The sequence below is a fragment of the Billgrantia kenyensis genome, assembly GCF_013697085.1.
Taxonomy (GTDB): Bacteria; Pseudomonadota; Gammaproteobacteria; order Pseudomonadales; family Halomonadaceae; genus Halomonas; species Halomonas kenyensis.
Map to the genome: position 1 here is coordinate 66,806 of NZ_JACEFT010000016.1, position 15,889 is coordinate 82,694.

A 15,889-nucleotide genomic window follows, 5' to 3' on the forward strand; every position below is an offset into this window, starting at 1 on the left:
GGAAAACGGCAAGCCGGTGCCTGAACGCGGACCGGGGTCAGCGCAGGCAGGAGCTGGCACGTATCGAAAAATCGCCCGGGCAGTGCATGCCCGGGCGTGGGGCCACGCGAGGTCAGGGGATAGCCTCGCGGGTCGCAGATCGTTTAGATCTTGCCGACCAGATCCAGGGACGGAGCGAGAGTTTCCTCGCCTTCCTTCCACTTGGCAGGGCAGACTTCGTTCGGGTTGTTGCGCACGTACTGAGCGGCCTTCAGCTTGCGCAGGGTCTCGCCTACGTCACGGGCGATGGCGTTGTCGTGGATCTCCAGGGTCTTGATCACACCGTCAGGATCGATCACGAAGGTACCGCGCAGGGCCAGGCCAGCTTCTTCGATGTGCACGCCGAAGGCACGGGTAAGCACGTGGGTCGGGTCACCGACCAGCGGGAACTTGGCCTTGCCCACTGCCGGGGAAGTCTCGTGCCACACCTTGTGCGAGAAGTGGGTGTCGGTGGTAACGATATAGACCTCGGCACCGGCCTTCTTGAACTCCTCGTAGTGCTCGGCAGCGTCCTCGACCTCGGTCGGGCAGTTGAAGGTGAACGCAGCCGGCATGAAGATCACCACGGACCACTGGCCTTTCAGGTCCTCGTTGGAGACCTCGACAAACTCGCCGTTGTGGAAAGCGGTGGCCTTGAACGGCTGGACTTCGGTGTTGATCAGGGACATTCAGTGTTGCTCCATGTCTGGGTGGATGATCCGAATACGGGGCCTATCATATCGATCGCAACCGATAGGCGAAAATTGATTGCCGCCATGGCTCCGATAAGTCTTGTCTATGGTGGCACGCAGAGCTTATTGCAAGGCCACCGCCTCACCCTGCCGATCGAGCGCCAGGTAGCGCTGGGTATTGCCCATCTGCAGCGATTCCACCATGCGCTGCAAGTGTTGCTCGGCCTCGTCGCTGGTAGGAGCCTGCCGGCCGCTGCCGGACAGGGCACCGACGAAGACGATGTCCCATTCGATACCGGTACGCTGCGACTCGGCCACCAGGGCCTGCATGTCGCTTAGCTCCTCGGGCGTCTTGTCGACGCACAGCACCGGGGTCAATACGCCACCCTCGCCCTGCGCGAAGCGCCGCTGCTGCTCCTCGCTGGGATCATCCGGCAACTCGGCACGGGTGAAGACGAACAGCAGCCGCTGTGGCTCGGGTTGGCGGCGAGCCTCCTCAAGAAGGTCGGCGAAACGGGAAATGGCCAAGGCAATCCTCCATAAATGGCGCCTCGAGATCGAGGGACAGCATGAAACTTCTACCGAGCCTGGCTGGCAGGGCACTCGATACAATAGCGCATTCTGTAGCAGTTCATCCAAGCGGTCAGGGTGACCAATCGACGCGCAGGGCCGTTTCCTCCAGCGACCAGGAACCAGCAAGCGTCTCGTCGCCGTCCACGCTCAGGTAGCTATGCGCCAGCTGATGGCGCAGGCTGCCCAGCAGGCGCGCCACGGCCTGACGGTCGTCGCCGCTGAGCGCCACCATGGCGGTACCCGGCAGGGTCCAGGCCCGCGCCTGGCCGCGCCGCGCCATATCGCTTGTGACGTCGCCGAGGCCCGCGTCATCCAGCCACTCGGCGACCGGCTCGGTCAGTCCCACCAGCAGCAGCGCAGGCGCCCCCTCCCCCAGCGCCGGCGCCTGCCCGGCCTCGGGCAGGGAGGCGCCCAGGGCCTGCCTGACCGGCTCGGCCAAGGTGTCGTCCAGGGCGAGTAGCCGCGCCGCCGGGTCGAGCACCACGCGACGCAGGATCGGCGGCCCCTGCAGCTGCCTGAGCAGGTCGAAGTCGGGGTCGACCGCAAGCGACAGCGGCACATCGGAGAGCGACAGCGAGAAGTCGCCGCTGCTTGTCTCGAGGTTCACCCACCGGTGCTCCTGGCCCGCTGCGGTCTCGATCACGAGCGGCACCTCGAGCGGCCAGGGCGCCGCGGCGCCCTCCTGTGCCAGGGTGCCTTCGACAACCCAGCCATCCGTCGTCTCGCGGCGAGCGGCTTCGACGGCCAGCGCCGGCCGGCCGGGCTGCCCGATCCAGGCCTCCACCATTTCCTGCAGCGGCTCGCCGGCCGCCTCGCCCAGCGCAGCGGCCAGGTCCGCCCAGCCGGCCTCGCGATGCATATGGCGCTCGGCGAAGCGTCGTAGCCCCTCATCGAAGGCCTCGTCGCCGATGCGCTGGCGCAGCATATGCAAGAGCATGGCGCCGTGCTGGTAGCCCAGCAGCCGCATGGCCGGATCGCGCTGCCCGCGAAAGTCGGCCGCACGGCGGTCGAAGTCGTCCGGCAGTGCCGCAAGGTCGAGCAGCCAGCGGCGGCGCGTCTCCCGCGCCTCGCCGCGGGCTTCGTCGAGGGCATAGTCGGCAAGGTAGGTGGTCAACGCCTCGGCCCAGTTGCCGCCGACTCCATTGTGGCCGGAATAGTCGACCAGCACGCCGGCCCCCCACCAGGCGTGCATCAGCTCGTGGGCCAGCGAGGTGCGGGGAATGAAGGGCAGCGGAATGACCCGCTCGCCGAGCAGGGTAAAGCCGGGAAAAGCGAGCCCTACCGGCGCCGGCGAGGCGGCGATGGTGAAACTCCCATAGGGGTAGGGGCCGACGCGCCGGGCGAAACGCACGAGGTAGTCGGCGGCATGCTCCAGGTAGGTCTCGGCATGGGCTTCGTCGAGCGCTTCGGGAAACAGCGTACGCAGCTGTACTCCAGCGACCTCGCGGCTGCGCTCGCGCCAGGGCCCGGCGGCCAGCTCCACCAGCGCCGTACTCGGATGCACATGGCGCACGCGGTAGCCCTGCTCGTCCTGCTGCGGCTCGCCGTCGAGCGAGCCGGTACCCACCCCCCGCTGCCCCGGCGGCAGGGCAATGTCGAAGGTCAGGGCGAAGGGCTCGAGGCCTTCGAAGCGCGGATACCAGCCTCCCAGGGCGGGCAGCAGGCTGCCGCCGGTGGACACCATCAGGCGCTCGCTGCCACCGCCGAGCTGTCCCTGCCAGCGCAGGGTCAGCGCGTCGCCAGCGGCCGGCTGGGCCAGCGCATGCCGGCCCTCCTCGCCGGCGAAGACCGCCAGAGCTTCACCGTCGAGCTCGGCGCCCACGACCTCGAGGCCTGGCAGTAGCGTGAAGCTGGCCGAGGCTGGCGGCGGCGTGAGCGTGACGCTCCCTTCGAGCCAGGCGCTCTCGGGGTCGAGGAACACCTCGAGGTGTTTTTCGCGGCGCTCCTCCGCGGCTTGTGCCGCGCCGGCAAATGCGAGCAGCGCGGCCACTGGCAAGGCGCGCAGCAGTGTACGGCCCTGCATATTACTCTCCCGTCCGGGGTGGGAAACGCGCCAGGATTTCCCGCTCCTCGCCGTTGCGGCGCACCTCGAGTGGCAGCAGGGTGCCGGGCGGCTGGCGCTGTACCAGGCGAGTCAGGTCCGCTGGGCGGCCCAGCGCCTCGCCAGCGGCGCGCAGGATGATGTCACCCTCCTCCAGGCCCGCGCGCTCGGCCACCGAGCCATCCAGGATGCCGTGCACCTCGATCCCGTCCTCATGGGGCACGATATAGACGCCCAATTGCATCGGCGGCAGCGCCTCGGCCGGTGTTGCCGCCAGGGCAAAGACCGCGTGCGCCAGGCCGGCCGGCGGCGCCACGCACTCCTCCTCCACCGCCCAGGGCAGCAGGGTGGCGTGAGCCTCGAGTCCCAGGTCGTCGAGCTGGTGGGGTACGCCGTGCTCGTACTGCAGGTGGCCCTGGCCGATCAGGCCCACCGCCAGCGCACCCTCGGCGGTGGCTTCGGCCAGCCCGGCGGCCATGGCGCGGTCCCATACCAGCTGGGCGGCGACGAAGCGCTCCAGACCGACCTCGTCACCGGCGCCGGGATGCTGGGCGTACACCTCGGCGAGGCGCTCACGATACGCCGGCAAGGCCTCGGCTGGCGGGGAGATACCGAAGCGTTCGGCGTCGGGCACCGCCTCCCAGCCTTCGCCGGCCAGGCGACCGCGCAGCTCCGGCGTGACGTTTATCGCCTTGAGCGGCACCCGGTGCAGGCGAGCGAAGTGCAGGATCGGCAGGTAGAGCGCCGGGTCGAAGCCCCAGGCGCTGCGCCAGTTGCTGGCAGCGAGGAACTCGGCTTCGTCGAGCTCCCCCGCGACCCAGGCGTCGAGCGCCGGCTGCGCCTCGCGGGGCAGCATTTCAAGGCCGATCACCATGTCGGGGCGCTGGGCGTGCAGGCCGGCCAGGGTGTGCAGCTGCCAGCGGTGGTGGTCCATGCGGTCGTGCTGCTCGCCGAGCAGCACCACGTCGCGCTCGGCCAGCTCGCCGAACAGCGCTGTGGAATCGAGGCGCTCACCGCCGGGCTGGTACCACTCACCGGGGGCCGGGCAGATGTCGGCTTGCGCCGGCAGCGCCGCGGCCATCAGGCTCAGGCAGGCCAGCAGCGTCAAGCGGCAGGACAGGGCGAACGAGTATCGCATCGGCGTCTCCTTCTCGGGCCTGCCCCCATCATGGCGCATTCGCGGCGTTCAGGCAGCCTCTTCCTGGCGCTCGTCGCCCCTCCCCTCCTCGAAGTGAAACTCGAGCTGGGTCGGCTCCAGGCGCGGATCGAGCTCGGTGAAGTGCGGTGTCTCCAGCGTCGGCACCGCCACGAAGGGTTCCTGCTCGACCTCTTCGACCGGCTCGCCGGCACGCCGACGCAGCCGCAGCGCCACGAACAGCGCCAGCGCCAGCGAAGCCGCGCCCAAAAACATCCACAGCCCGTCGGGGCCGATGGCCTGCATCACCAGCGAGGCCGAGAAGGGGCCGATGATCGAGCCGATGCCGTACCAGATCATCAGCTTGGCATTGGCGGCGACGATCTCGCCCGGCTCGAGCCAGTCGTTGGTGTGGGCCAGGCTCAGGGCGTAGAGGGTGTGCAGCATGGCGGTATGGAAGCAGGCCACCAGCACCAGCAGCCAGAAGTCGATGCGCGCCATCATCGACACCAGGACCCCCGAGATCGTCATCACGATGGCCATGGCCAGGATCACCTTGCGCCGGTCGATATAGTCCGAGAGCCGCCCGAGCCCCCACTGGGCGAACAGCGCCACCATGGTGGTGATGGCCATGAAGCGCGCCGTCTCGCCGGTGGTGAGGCCGATCTCCTGGCCGTAGAAGGGGGTCATGGCGAAGAAGGACTGCACCATCAGCCCGGCGGTGAAGGCGCCGACCAGCCCCACCGGCGCGCGTTCGAACAGCGCCTTGAGGCGAATCTTCTGGGGCTGGATGTCATGGGTCTGGCGCGGGCCGTGGATGCGCACGATCGACAGCGGCACCAGCGCCAGGGCGAACAGCATGCCGACCAGGGAGAACAGCGCCGGGCCGGCGGGGTCGGCCAAGTTGAGCATCCACTGCCCACCGGCCAGCGACAGGGTCGAGAGGATCATGTAGATCGCCAGCACTCGGCCGCGATTGTCGTTGGTCGATTCCCCCGAGACCCAGGACTCCATCACCATCAGCATGCCCGCCGTGGCCACCCCGCCAAGCAGACGCCACACCAGCCAGGCCCAGGCGTCGACCCACAGGCCGTGGAGCATGGCGGTGACGGCGAGAACCCCGGCACAGGCGGCAAACACGCGGATATGCCCGACGCTGCGGATGCGCTTCTCCAGCAGATAGCTGCCCAGCACGAAGCCGAGCGAGAAGCTCGACATCAGCAGCCCCGCCATGTGCGAGGGAAAGCCCTCGATCGACATGCGCACCCCGAGCAGGGTCATGATCAGGCCATGGCCGAGCAGGAAGCTGACTTCGCAGACGAACAGGATCGGAAGAGTGGCCGGCAGACTACGCAAGTTGTCACTCCATTGACAGACGGATGCATGATGGCCCGGTACCCCACCGGGATGGCCTGGACCAGTGTAGGAAGGCCCGACCGGGGATTGCCACTCGTACAGCAGTAGACGCTCGCTATCGGCGCCACCCCACAGGGTCTACGCTGGGGTGAGAGAGCGGCATGCAAGGAGGCAACCATGACAGGCAAGACGTTCGCCCCTCTGCTGGGGGCAAGCATGCTCTGGTCGGTCGCGGCACTGGCCGCCGACCCCGCCACGCCGGACGAGACGGCTACCGGCATGGACCCGGCCGAGATCACCGAGGCGCCCGACATCACCACCGGCCGGGCCGGCACCACCAGCGGCATCACCGGCGCCGACATGGAGGAGGAGGACCAAGGCCGCGGCAGCGGCGAGACCCAGGGCGACGAGCTGTTCCAGACGCCCGCCGCAGCCTCAGATGCCGGCCCGGCCTACGAGACCCAGCCCCCCGAGCGGGAAGACGTGGAAACCGACGCCGAACTGCCCGACGAGCCGATCGGCGCCGAGGACACCGGCCAACGCGAGGATGGCGAACCCCAGGCCAGCGGCGAACAATCGCCCTGAGCTGGCTCCCTCGTTACCGATGGAAACAAACCCGCCGCAAGCAGGCGCACAGAAGTCGCTACGCTTGGAAGAGACCGTTGGCAACAGACCACAACGACAGCATTGGGTAGGAACCAGGCAGGAGGCCTCATGACCCTCAGGGTTTCGCGCAGACAGTTCTTCAAGCTCGGTGCGGCGGGGATGGCCACATCCAGCATGGCCATGATGGGCTTCGCCCCCGAGCCCGCCGTCGCCTCGATCCGCCACTTCAAGCTCACCGGCGCCAAGATCACCCGCAGCAACTGCACCTACTGCTCGGTGGGCTGCGGCGTGCTGATCTACGCCCGCGGCGATGCGGCGATCAACAACGTCGACGACATCTACCACGTCGAGGGCGACCCGGACCACCCGGTGAGCCGCGGCTCGCTGTGCCCCAAGGGCGCCGGGCTGCTCGACTACATCCGCAGCGACTCCCGGCTGCGCTATCCCCAGGTGCGCGAGGCCGGCAGCAATCAGTGGCAGCGCATCTCCTGGGACGAGGCCTTCACCCGCATCGCCCGCCACATGAAGGACGATCGCGACGCCAACTTCGTGACCCAGGACGACGAAGGCAATACGGTCAATCACTGGACCACCACCGGCATGCTGGCGGCCTCGGCCTCGACCAACGAGACGGCCTACTGCACTCACAAGATCGCCCGTGGCCTGGGCATGGTGGCGTTCGACAATCAGGCGCGCGTCTGACACGGACCGACGGTGGCAGGTCTTGCCCCAACATTCGGTCGCGGTGCCATGACCAATCACTGGGTCGACATTCGCAATGCCGACCTGATCATCGGCATGGGTGGCAACCCAGCCGAGGCGCATCCCGTTGGCTTCCGCTGGGTGATGGAGGCGCGTGAGCACAACGACGCCCGGCTGGTGGTGGTCGACCCGCGCTTCACCCGCACGGCGGCGGTGGCGGACTACTTCGCCGAGATCCGCACCGGCACCGACATCGCCTTCCTCGGCGGGCTGATCCACTACCTGATCGAGAGCGGCCGCTTCCAGCGCGACTACGTGCTCGCCTACACCGATGCCAGCCTGATCGTACGCGAGGAGTTCGGCTTCGAGGACGGCCTGTTCACCGGCTACGACGCCGACAGCGGCGAGTACGAGATGGAAAGCTGGCAGTACGAGTATGACGACGAGGGACACGCGCTGCGCGACGAGACCCTCGAGCATCCGCGCTGCGTGTTCCAGCTAATGCGCCAACACTTCAGCCGCTACACCCTCGACGTGGTCTCCTCGGTATGCGGCACCCCGCGCGACAAGATCCAGCACGTCTGGGACATGGCCGCCGAGACGGCCGCCCCCGACAAGACCATGACCTTCCTCTATGCACTGGGCTGGACCCAGCACTCCATCGGCTCGCAGATCATCCGTACCGCGGCCATGGTCCAGCTGCTGCTGGGCAACATGGGCATGCGCGGCGGCGGCGTCAACGCCCTGCGCGGCCACTCCAACATCCAGGGCCTGACCGACCTGGGACTGCTCTCCGATCAGCTGCCCGGTTACCTGACCCTGCCCGACGCCGACGAGCAGGAGTATGAGGACTTCATCCTCGAGCGTGCCCGGCCGCCGCTGGTGCCCGGCGAGGTCTCCTACTGGCGCTACTACGAGCGCTTCCACGTCAGCCTGATGAAGGCGTGGTACGGCGACGCCGCCAGCGAGGACAACGACTGGTGCTACGACTGGCTGCCGAAGATGGGCGAGGACCTCTACGACATCCTGCACACCTTCGAGCGCATGCATCAGGGCGAGATCACCGGCTACCTGTGCCAGGGCTTCAACCCGCTGGCGGCCTTCCCGCACAAGGCCAAGGTCACCGAGGCGCTGTCGCGGCTCAAGTTCCTGGTGGTGATCGACCCGCTGAGGACCGAGACCGCCGAGTTCTGGATGAACCACGGCGAGTACCACGACGTCGACCCGGCCGCCATCGACACCGAGGTGTTTCGCCTGCCCACCACTGCCTTCGCCGAGGAGGACGGCACCATCGTCAACAGCTCGCGCTGGCTGCAGTGGTTCTGGCAGGCCGGCCCGCCGCCGGGTGAGGCCAAGCCCGACACGGCAATACTCGCCGGCATCTTCCTGCGCCTGCAGAGGCTCTACCAGGAGGAGGGCGGCGCCTTTCCCGACCCCATCCTCAACCTGCACTGGCCCTATCGGAGGCCGGAGGAGCCAACCCCCGAGGAGCTGGCGCGAGAGTACAACGGCTGGGCGCTGGAGGACGTCTTCGACGAGAACCGCAACCTGGTGGTGCGCGCCGGCGAGCAGCTCGAGGACTTCGGCTTCCTGCGCGCCGACGGCTCCACCGCCTGCGGCTGCTGGATCTTCGCCGGCTGCTGGACCGAGGCCGGCAACCAGATGATCCGCCGCGACAACTCCGACCCCTACGGTACCGGCCAGACCCTGGGCTGGGCCTGGTCGTGGCCGGGCAACCGCCGCATCCTCTACAACCGCGCCAGCGCGCGGCCCGACGGCACGCCGTGGGCAGCCACCAAGGCCGTGGTGTGGTGGGACGGCGAGCGCTGGGTGGGCAACGACGTGCCCGATTTCCCCGAGGACTCCACCCCCGGGATGACCCAGGGCCCGTTCCTGATGAACCAGACCGGTCGCGGCCAGCTGTTCGCCCGCGACCGCATGAACGAGGGCCCCTTCCCCGAGCACTACGAGCCGTTCGAGACGCCCATCGCCAGCAACCCGCTGCACCCGGACAGTCCGCTGGCGAAGAATAACCCCGCCGCCCGGGTGTTCCCCCAGGATCGCGAGAACTTCGGCACCTTCGAGGAGTTCCCCCATGCCGCCACCAGCTACCGCCTGACCGAGCACTTCCACTACTGGACGATGCACAACCGGCTCAACGCCATCACCCAGCCGGAGAAGTTCGTCGAGATCGGCGAGGCGCTGGCCCGGGAACTCGGCATCGAGAAGGGCGACCGCGTACGGGTCAGCTCCAAGCGCGGCCACATCGATGCCGTGGCGGTGGTGACCAAGCGCATCCGCTCGCTGCAGGTGGCGGGCCATACCGTGCACCAGGTGGGCATACCGCTGCACTGGGGATTCCTCGGCGAGACCCGCAAGGCGCACCTGACCAACACGCTGACGCCCTCGGTGGGCGATGCCAATACCCAGACGCCGGAGTACAAGTCGTTCCTGGTGCGCGTCGACAAGCTGTAGGCACAGGGCAAGGAGGCCAGACATGAGAGGCGAACAGGTCAATCTGCAGAACATCATCGCCCGCTCGGCGACCACGGTGCCCTCGCCCCAGGAACGAACGGGGGGCGTCGACCCGGTGACCAAGCTGATCGACGTGTCGCGCTGCATCGGCTGCAAGGCGTGCCAGGTCGCCTGCGCCGAGTGGAACGACCTGCGCGATGAGGTCGGCGACAACGTGGGGATCTACGACAACCCCCTCGACCTGACCCCCAACACCTGGCAGGTGATGCGCTTCAACGAGTACGAGAACGAGCGGGGCAACCTGGAGTGGCTGATCCGCAAGGACAACTGCATGCACTGCGCCGAGCCGGGCTGCCTCGAGGCGTGCCCCGCGCCGGGCGCCATCGTGCAGTACGCCAACGGCATCGTCGACTTCAACTCCGAGCACTGCATCGGCTGCGGCTACTGCGTCACCGGCTGCCCCTTCGACGTGCCGCGCATCTCGGAAGTGGACGGCAAGTCCTACAAGTGCACGCTCTGTTCGGACCGGGTGTTCCACGGCCTGGAGCCGGCCTGCGTCAAGTCGTGCCCCACCGGCTCGATCATGTTCGGCACCCGGGACGACATGCTCGACCTGGCCGAGACCCGCAGCGACTTTCTCCGCAGCCGCGGCTACGACAACGCCGGGATCTACAATCCCGAGGGGGTTGACGGCACTCACGTGATCTACGTGCTGCAGCACGCCGACAAGCCGCAGATCTACAACGACCTGCCCGAGGATCCGCGCATCAGCCCGATGGTCAGCGCCTGGAAGGGCGTGGGCAAGCCGCTGGCCTCGGCGGCCATCGGCCTGGCGGCGCTGACCGGCTTCTTCCACTACGTCACCGCCGGGCCCAAGGAGCACGGCGAGGAAGATGAGCAGGCGGTGCGTGAGGACGAGGAGCGCGAGGCGAGGGAAGAGAGGGAGGAGCGACCATGAGCCTGGCCAAGTCCGACCCCTACCTGCGCCGCTACACCCTGGGTGAACGCATCAACCACTGGCTGGTGGCGATCAGCTTCGTGCTGCTGGTGCTCAGCGGCCTGCCGTTCTTCCACCCCTTCTTCTGGTCGCTGACGGGACTGTTCGGCGGCCCCACCATGACCCGCATCCTGCACCCCTGGATCGGCCTGTTCATGGTGCTGATGTTCGCCATCATGGCGGTACGCTTCTTCAAGGAGAGCCTGATCCGCCGCCACGACATCCAGTGGCTCAAGCAGATCAACGACGTGCTGCTCAACCGTGACGAGAAGCTGCCGCCGGTGGGCAAGAACAATGCCGGCCAGAAGCTGGTCTACTGGCTCATGCTGGGCTGCATCAGCCTGCTGCTGATCACCGGCGTGATGATCTGGCAGCCCTTGGTGGGCGAGGCGATGCCCATTACCTTGCGCCGCCTGGCCTCGCTGGGGCACGCCTACATCGCCTTCCTCGCCATCGTCACCCTGATCGTGCACATCTACTCGGGGATGTGGGTCAAGGGGTCGTTCCAGGCCATGGTACGCGGCCGGGTGAGCAAGGCCTGGGCCCGCCATCATCACGACCTGTGGTACGAGGAGGAGATGGAGAAGGAGCGCAAGCACCGCGAGATCAGCCGGCGCCACGACAGCAGCGGACAGGAGGCCCCGTGAGCCACGCATTCGGCAACGCCCCCTCGGGAATCATGCACCCGCCCGAGGTACGCCTGCCCGGCGACGAGCACTTCGCCCGTCGCGCACGGCGCCTGGAGACGCTGGCCCAGCGCCAGGCGCCGCTGGCCGAGTTCCTCGCCTTCATGGCCCGGCTGGCCCATGCTCAGCAGGCGGCGCTGGAGCAGGCCCCGCCGGGCTGGCAGCCCGAACCCGAGGCCTTTCGCCTGGCACTCGAGCACGGCATGCCGCCGCTCAACGCCCAGGCGCTGCAGGGCGACATCGCCATTCGCCGCGAACTCGAGGCCCTGCTCGACGCGCTGGAGCTGCACGTGGGCGAGGCTCAACGCCCGCTCATCCCCGCCCTGCGCGAGCTGCCCGAGGCCACGTTGAAGCAGCTGGTGGCCCAGCTCCTTGCCGGGGAAGCCGGTGACCCGCAGCACCGCGGCCTGATGCCGCTGGTCGCCGCCGCCCTGCAGGTGGCCTGGCTGCGCCTGACCCGGGAGCTGCCGCACGCGCCGGCCCGCCCCAGCGGTGAGGTGCGCACCCTGTGCCCCTGCTGCGGTTCGCCGCCGGTGGCCAGCGTGATCGAAAGCGACCCGCAGTGCAGCGGCGTGCGCTACCTGCAGTGCGGCCTGTGCGCAACCCAGTGGTACTTCGAACGCTCCCTGTGCAGCGTGTGCGAGCAGAGCGGCAAGCTCGGCTACCTGAGCCTGGCGCCGCAAGCGGGCGAAGAGGAAGACGAAGCGACTGCCGAGGTGGCCCAGGCCGAGGCCTGCGGCGACTGCGGCAGCTATCTCAAGATATTCCCCCGCGCACTGGACGCCGAAGTCGAGCCGCTGGCCGACGACCTGGCCAGCCTGGCGCTCGACCTGCTGCTGGGCGAAGAGAAGCGCTACCGGCGCAGCGGCTTCAACCCGCTGCTGATCGCCGAGGGCTGAGCCGGCGGTTGGACGCCGCCCGGTCCGGCATGCTATGCCATAGGGAACCAGACCACGAGGAGCGTGGGGGAAGAGAGTCCCACGCCCCACAAGAACGTGGGTGACCCCTGACATGGACATGAGCACGACAATGGACGTTCGACGCCGCCTGCCCGCCGTGGATACCCTGCTGGCCCATCCCGCCGTGGCCGCCGCCCGCGCCCGGCATGGTCACCGCCTCGTGCGGCGCGCGGTGCGCCAGACCCTGGACGAAGCCCGCCAGCAGCTCGCCGCTAGCCACCAGGCCGGTGAAATTGCCGATGGCGACGCCCTGGCCGATGCCGCCATCGAGCGGCTCACCGAGCTGGCCCGCCCGGCTTCCCGCGCGGTGTTCAATCTCACCGGCACCGTGATCCACACCAACCTGGGCCGCTCCACCCTCGCCGAGGCAGCCATCACGGCCATGGCCGATGCCGCACGCCACCCCACGGCGCTGGAGTACGATCTGGACGATGGCGGCCGCGGCGACCGCGACCGCCTGGTCGAGGATCTGCTGTGCGAACTGACCGGCGCCGAGGCCGCCACCGTGGTCAACAACAACGCCGGCGCCGTGCTGCTGGCGCTGGGCACCCTGGGCGCCGGACGCGAAGCGCTGATCTCCCGCGGCGAGCTGATCGAGATCGGCGGTGCCTTCCGCATGCCCGACATCATGCAGGCGGCGGGCTGCCGGCTGCGCGAGGTGGGCGCCACCAACCGCACCCACCCGCGAGACTTCGAGTCCGCCATCGGCGAGCACACCGGGCTGATCGTCAAGGCCCACACCTCCAACTACGCCATCACCGGCTTCACCAAGAGCGTGCCGGAGCCCAAGCTGGCCGAGATCGCCCACGCCCACAGTGTCCCCCTGCTGGTCGACCTGGGCAGCGGCGCGCTGGCCGACTTCACCGCCCTGGGGCTGCCCTACGAGGCGCAACCGAGCGATGCCATCACCGCCGGCGCCGACGTGGTCACCTTCAGCGGCGACAAGCTGCTCGGCGGCCCCCAGGCCGGCATCATCGTCGGCCGCCGGGCGGCCATCCAGACCATCAAGCGTCATCCCCTCAAGCGCGCCCTGCGCCTGGACAAGCTGACCCTGGCGGCACTGGAGGCCACCCTGCGCCTCTACCGCGACAGCGATGCCCCCGAGCGCGATATTCCGACCCTGACGCTGCTGACCCGCCCCGAGGCGCAGATCGCCGCCACCGGCGAACGCCTGCTGCCCCATGTGAGCGATCTGCTCGGCGACTTCGAGGTAACGCTCGCCCCCTGCGCCAGCCAGCTCGGCAGCGGCTCGCTGCCGGTGGACCGCCTGCCCAGCCAGGCCCTGACATGGCGCCCCCGCGCCGACCAGCGGCGCCAGCGCGAGCGTCAGCTGCAGCGCCTGGAAGCCGCCCTGCGTCAGCTGCCGCGCCCGGTCATCGGACGCATCGGCGACGGCGCCCTGCACCTCGACCTGCGCTGCCTGGCCGGTGAAGAGGACATCGCCACCTTCATCACTCAGCTGGCGCAGCTGCCTCGCCTGTATGACGCTGCCCCGTCGGGAGGCACGACGTGATCGTCGGCACCGCCGGCCACGTCGACCACGGCAAGACCGCCCTGGTCCAGCAGCTCACCGGTATCGACACCGACCGACTGAAAGAGGAGAAGGCCCGTGGCCTGACCATCGAGCCCGGCTTCGCCTATCCCGAGGTGGCCGAGGGCGTCGAGCTCGGCTTCGTCGACGTGCCCGGCCACGTGCGCTTCCTGCATCACATGGTGGCCGGTAGCGCCGGGGTCGATACGGTGCTGCTGGTGGTGGCCGCCGATGACGGCGTGATGCCGCAGACCGTCGAACACCTGCAGATCCTCTCCCTGCTGGGGCTCGACCGCGGCCTGGTGGCACTGACCAAGGTCGACCGGGTCGACGCCGCGCGCCGCCGCCAGGTGCGCGAGGAGATCGCCACCCTGCTGGCCGGCACGCCGCTGGCCGAGGCACCGCTCCACGAGGTGTCGAGCCACACCGGCGAGGGCGTGGAGGTCCTGCGCGACCGGCTCTGGACCCTGGCCGCCCGCCAGCAGGCGCTGGCGGTCCGGGGCCACTTCCGCCTCGCCGTCGATCGGGTCTTCACCAAGCGCGGCGCCGGGGTGGTGGTGACCGGCACCGCGCTGGCCGGCCGGGTGAACGAGGGCGACACGCTACGCCTGGCCCTCAGCGGCCATAAGGCCAGGGTGCGCGGTCTGCGCCGCCAGAACCGCGAGAGCGAGTGGGCGCACCAGGGCGACCGCGTGGCGCTCAACCTGGCCGGCAGCGACATCGACCGCGACCTCGTTCAGCGCGGCGACTGGCTGGTCGCCGAGGCGCTCGACACCCCGCTGCTGCGCCGCCTCGACGTGGCACTGCGGCTGCTCGACTCGGCCCCCAGCGTGAAGCACTGGACGCCGGTGCAGGTGCACCTGGGCGTGGGCCGTCATAGTGGGCGCCTCTCGCTGCTGGAAGGCCAGCACCTCGCCCCCGGTGAGAGCATGCTGGGCCAACTGGTGCTGGATGAGCCGGTGCACGCCTGCCTGGGCGACCGCTGCGTGATTCGCGATCCCGCAGCGGGCATCACCCTGGGCGGAGCCACGATGCTGGAAGGCGACCCGCCGCGTCGCGGCCAGCGGCGCCCCGAACGCCTGGCCTGGCTCGCCGCCCTGGCCAAGGGCGCCGCCGCCACACCCAAGGATCTTCAAGAGCTACTGGAAACGGGGCTGCGCCTGCACTCGACCGGTATCGATCTCGACGCCCTGGCGCGCAACGCCAACGTCGAGCTGACAGCGCTGCTCGACGCGGTGGCGACGCTGGGCGGCGAGACGCTGGCGAGCAGGGGGCACTTCCGCGCCTTCTCCGCCGAGGCCATGGCGGCCCTGGAAGCCCGGCTGCTCGACACGGTGGCCGCCAACCACGAGCGCGAGCCCTCGATGCTCGGCACCGAGCGCGGCCGGCTGACGCGCCAGGCCGTTGCCCAGCTGCCCGAAGCCACGGGCCGACAGCTGATCGAACGGCTGGTGGCCTGCGGCAAGCTGGTGTCCCACGGCCCCTTCGTCGCCCTGCCCGGGCACCAGGCCAGCCTCGGCGAGGAAGACGAAGCGCTGTGGCGGCGGCTCGAACCGCATATCGTGGCGGCTGGCTTCCAGCCGCCGCGGGTACGCGACCTGGCCACCAGCGAAGGTTTCGCGCAAGAGAGCCTCGATGAAAACCGCATCCGCGAGGTGCTCATCGCCTGCGCCCGCCTCGGCCGGCTCTACCAGGTGCGCCGCGACCACTTCTACCCGGCCGCCACGGTGGCCGAGATGGCCACCCTGTTACAGACGCTCGAACGCGAGCACGGCAGGGTCCGCGCGGCCGACTTTCGCGACCGCATTGGCACCGGCCGCAAGCTGGCCATTCACATACTCGAATTCTTTGATAAGGTAGGCTTCACGCGCCGCATCGGAGACGAACGCGTGATACGCAACGCCGAGATGTGGCCGTAGGGCAACGGCCTATCATGAAGAACCGCTCAAGGAAGAGGATCGACCCCCGGTGGGGCGACTAGACTTCAAATCTGGTAGGGGCTGCCAGCGGTCCCTGGTGGGTTCGACTCCCACGCTCTTCCGCCAGCCCTCATGGTAAGGCACTCTCTCCCTCTCTACTCTTCCCTTCCCTATCCCGACTACCTCAGAGCGCAGAAAA

The 15,889-nt window shown here is 68.8% G+C and carries 13 protein-coding genes and 1 tRNA gene; 9 read left to right on the top strand and 5 right to left on the bottom strand.

The features are described 5' to 3' along the window. Nucleotides 1-143: 143 nt before the first annotated feature. From ahpC to H1D44_RS13040, 5 genes are all read right to left on the bottom strand, one after another. The gene (gene ahpC, locus H1D44_RS13020) at nucleotides 144-707 is read right to left on the bottom strand and encodes an alkyl hydroperoxide reductase subunit C (RefSeq protein ID WP_181515287.1); all 564 of its coding nucleotides are present in this window, start codon (nucleotides 705-707) and stop codon (nucleotides 144-146) included. 126 nt (nucleotides 708-833) lie between these two features. Continuing rightward, nucleotides 834-1,238 carry a ribonucleotide reductase subunit alpha gene (locus H1D44_RS13025; RefSeq protein ID WP_181515288.1) on the bottom strand — a complete coding sequence of 135 codons (405 nt, stop codon included), beginning with the start codon at nucleotides 1,236-1,238 and terminating at the stop codon, nucleotides 834-836. Between the two features lie 115 nt (nucleotides 1,239-1,353). Beyond that, nucleotides 1,354-3,306, bottom strand: coding sequence for a M1 family metallopeptidase (locus H1D44_RS13030; protein ID WP_181515289.1), 1,953 nt, complete (start codon nucleotides 3,304-3,306; stop codon nucleotides 1,354-1,356). A gap of 1 nt (nucleotide 3,307) precedes the next feature. After that, a complete protein-coding gene (locus tag H1D44_RS13035; RefSeq protein WP_181515290.1) occupies nucleotides 3,308-4,462 on the bottom strand; it encodes a ChaN family lipoprotein in 1,155 nt (384 codons plus the stop codon). 48 nt (nucleotides 4,463-4,510) lie between these two features. Beyond that, nucleotides 4,511-5,815 carry an MFS transporter gene (locus H1D44_RS13040; protein ID WP_181515291.1) on the bottom strand — a complete coding sequence of 435 codons (1,305 nt, stop codon included), beginning with the start codon at nucleotides 5,813-5,815 and terminating at the stop codon, nucleotides 4,511-4,513. Nucleotides 5,816-5,992: 177 nt separating this feature from the next. Here H1D44_RS13040 and H1D44_RS13045 point away from each other — a divergent pair, with 177 nt between their 5' ends. The 9 genes from H1D44_RS13045 (at nucleotide 5,993) to H1D44_RS13080 (ending at nucleotide 15,816) form a co-directional block, all read left to right on the top strand. Then, nucleotides 5,993-6,400: a hypothetical protein gene (locus H1D44_RS13045; protein ID WP_181515292.1), complete on the top strand. Its 408-nt coding sequence runs from the start codon at nucleotides 5,993-5,995 to the stop codon at nucleotides 6,398-6,400. Between the two features lie 129 nt (nucleotides 6,401-6,529). Then, entirely contained in the window at nucleotides 6,530-7,123 is a 594-nt protein-coding gene (locus H1D44_RS21420; protein WP_220128081.1) for a molybdopterin-dependent oxidoreductase, read from the top strand. A 12-nt stretch (nucleotides 7,124-7,135) separates the two neighbouring features. Then, nucleotides 7,136-9,598: a formate dehydrogenase-N subunit alpha gene (gene fdnG, locus H1D44_RS13050; RefSeq protein ID WP_220128082.1), complete on the top strand. Its 2,463-nt coding sequence runs from the start codon at nucleotides 7,136-7,138 to the stop codon at nucleotides 9,596-9,598. A gap of 22 nt (nucleotides 9,599-9,620) precedes the next feature. Continuing rightward, nucleotides 9,621-10,556 (top strand): formate dehydrogenase subunit beta, encoded by a 936-nt coding sequence (gene fdxH / locus H1D44_RS13055; protein WP_181515294.1) that lies wholly within the window; start codon nucleotides 9,621-9,623, stop codon nucleotides 10,554-10,556. Further along, the gene (locus H1D44_RS13060) at nucleotides 10,553-11,242 is read left to right on the top strand and encodes a formate dehydrogenase subunit gamma (protein WP_181515295.1); all 690 of its coding nucleotides are present in this window, start codon (nucleotides 10,553-10,555) and stop codon (nucleotides 11,240-11,242) included. Before fdxH ends, H1D44_RS13060 begins: the two co-directional genes overlap by 4 nt. After that, nucleotides 11,239-12,180, top strand: coding sequence for a formate dehydrogenase accessory protein FdhE (gene fdhE, locus H1D44_RS13065; protein ID WP_238984472.1), 942 nt, complete (start codon nucleotides 11,239-11,241; stop codon nucleotides 12,178-12,180). Before H1D44_RS13060 ends, fdhE begins: the two co-directional genes overlap by 4 nt. Nucleotides 12,181-12,310: 130 nt before the next feature. Continuing rightward, the gene (gene selA / locus H1D44_RS13070; RefSeq protein ID WP_181515296.1) at nucleotides 12,311-13,753 is read left to right on the top strand and encodes an L-seryl-tRNA(Sec) selenium transferase; all 1,443 of its coding nucleotides are present in this window, start codon (nucleotides 12,311-12,313) and stop codon (nucleotides 13,751-13,753) included. Next, on the top strand, nucleotides 13,750-15,690 hold the full coding sequence (gene selB, locus H1D44_RS13075) for a selenocysteine-specific translation elongation factor (RefSeq protein WP_181515297.1): 1,941 nt from the start codon (nucleotides 13,750-13,752) through the stop codon (nucleotides 15,688-15,690). The genes selA and selB overlap by 4 nt, the downstream gene beginning before the upstream one ends. 30 nt (nucleotides 15,691-15,720) lie before the next feature. After that, nucleotides 15,721-15,816, top strand: a tRNA-Sec gene (locus H1D44_RS13080). Nucleotides 15,817-15,889 lie beyond the last annotated feature (73 nt).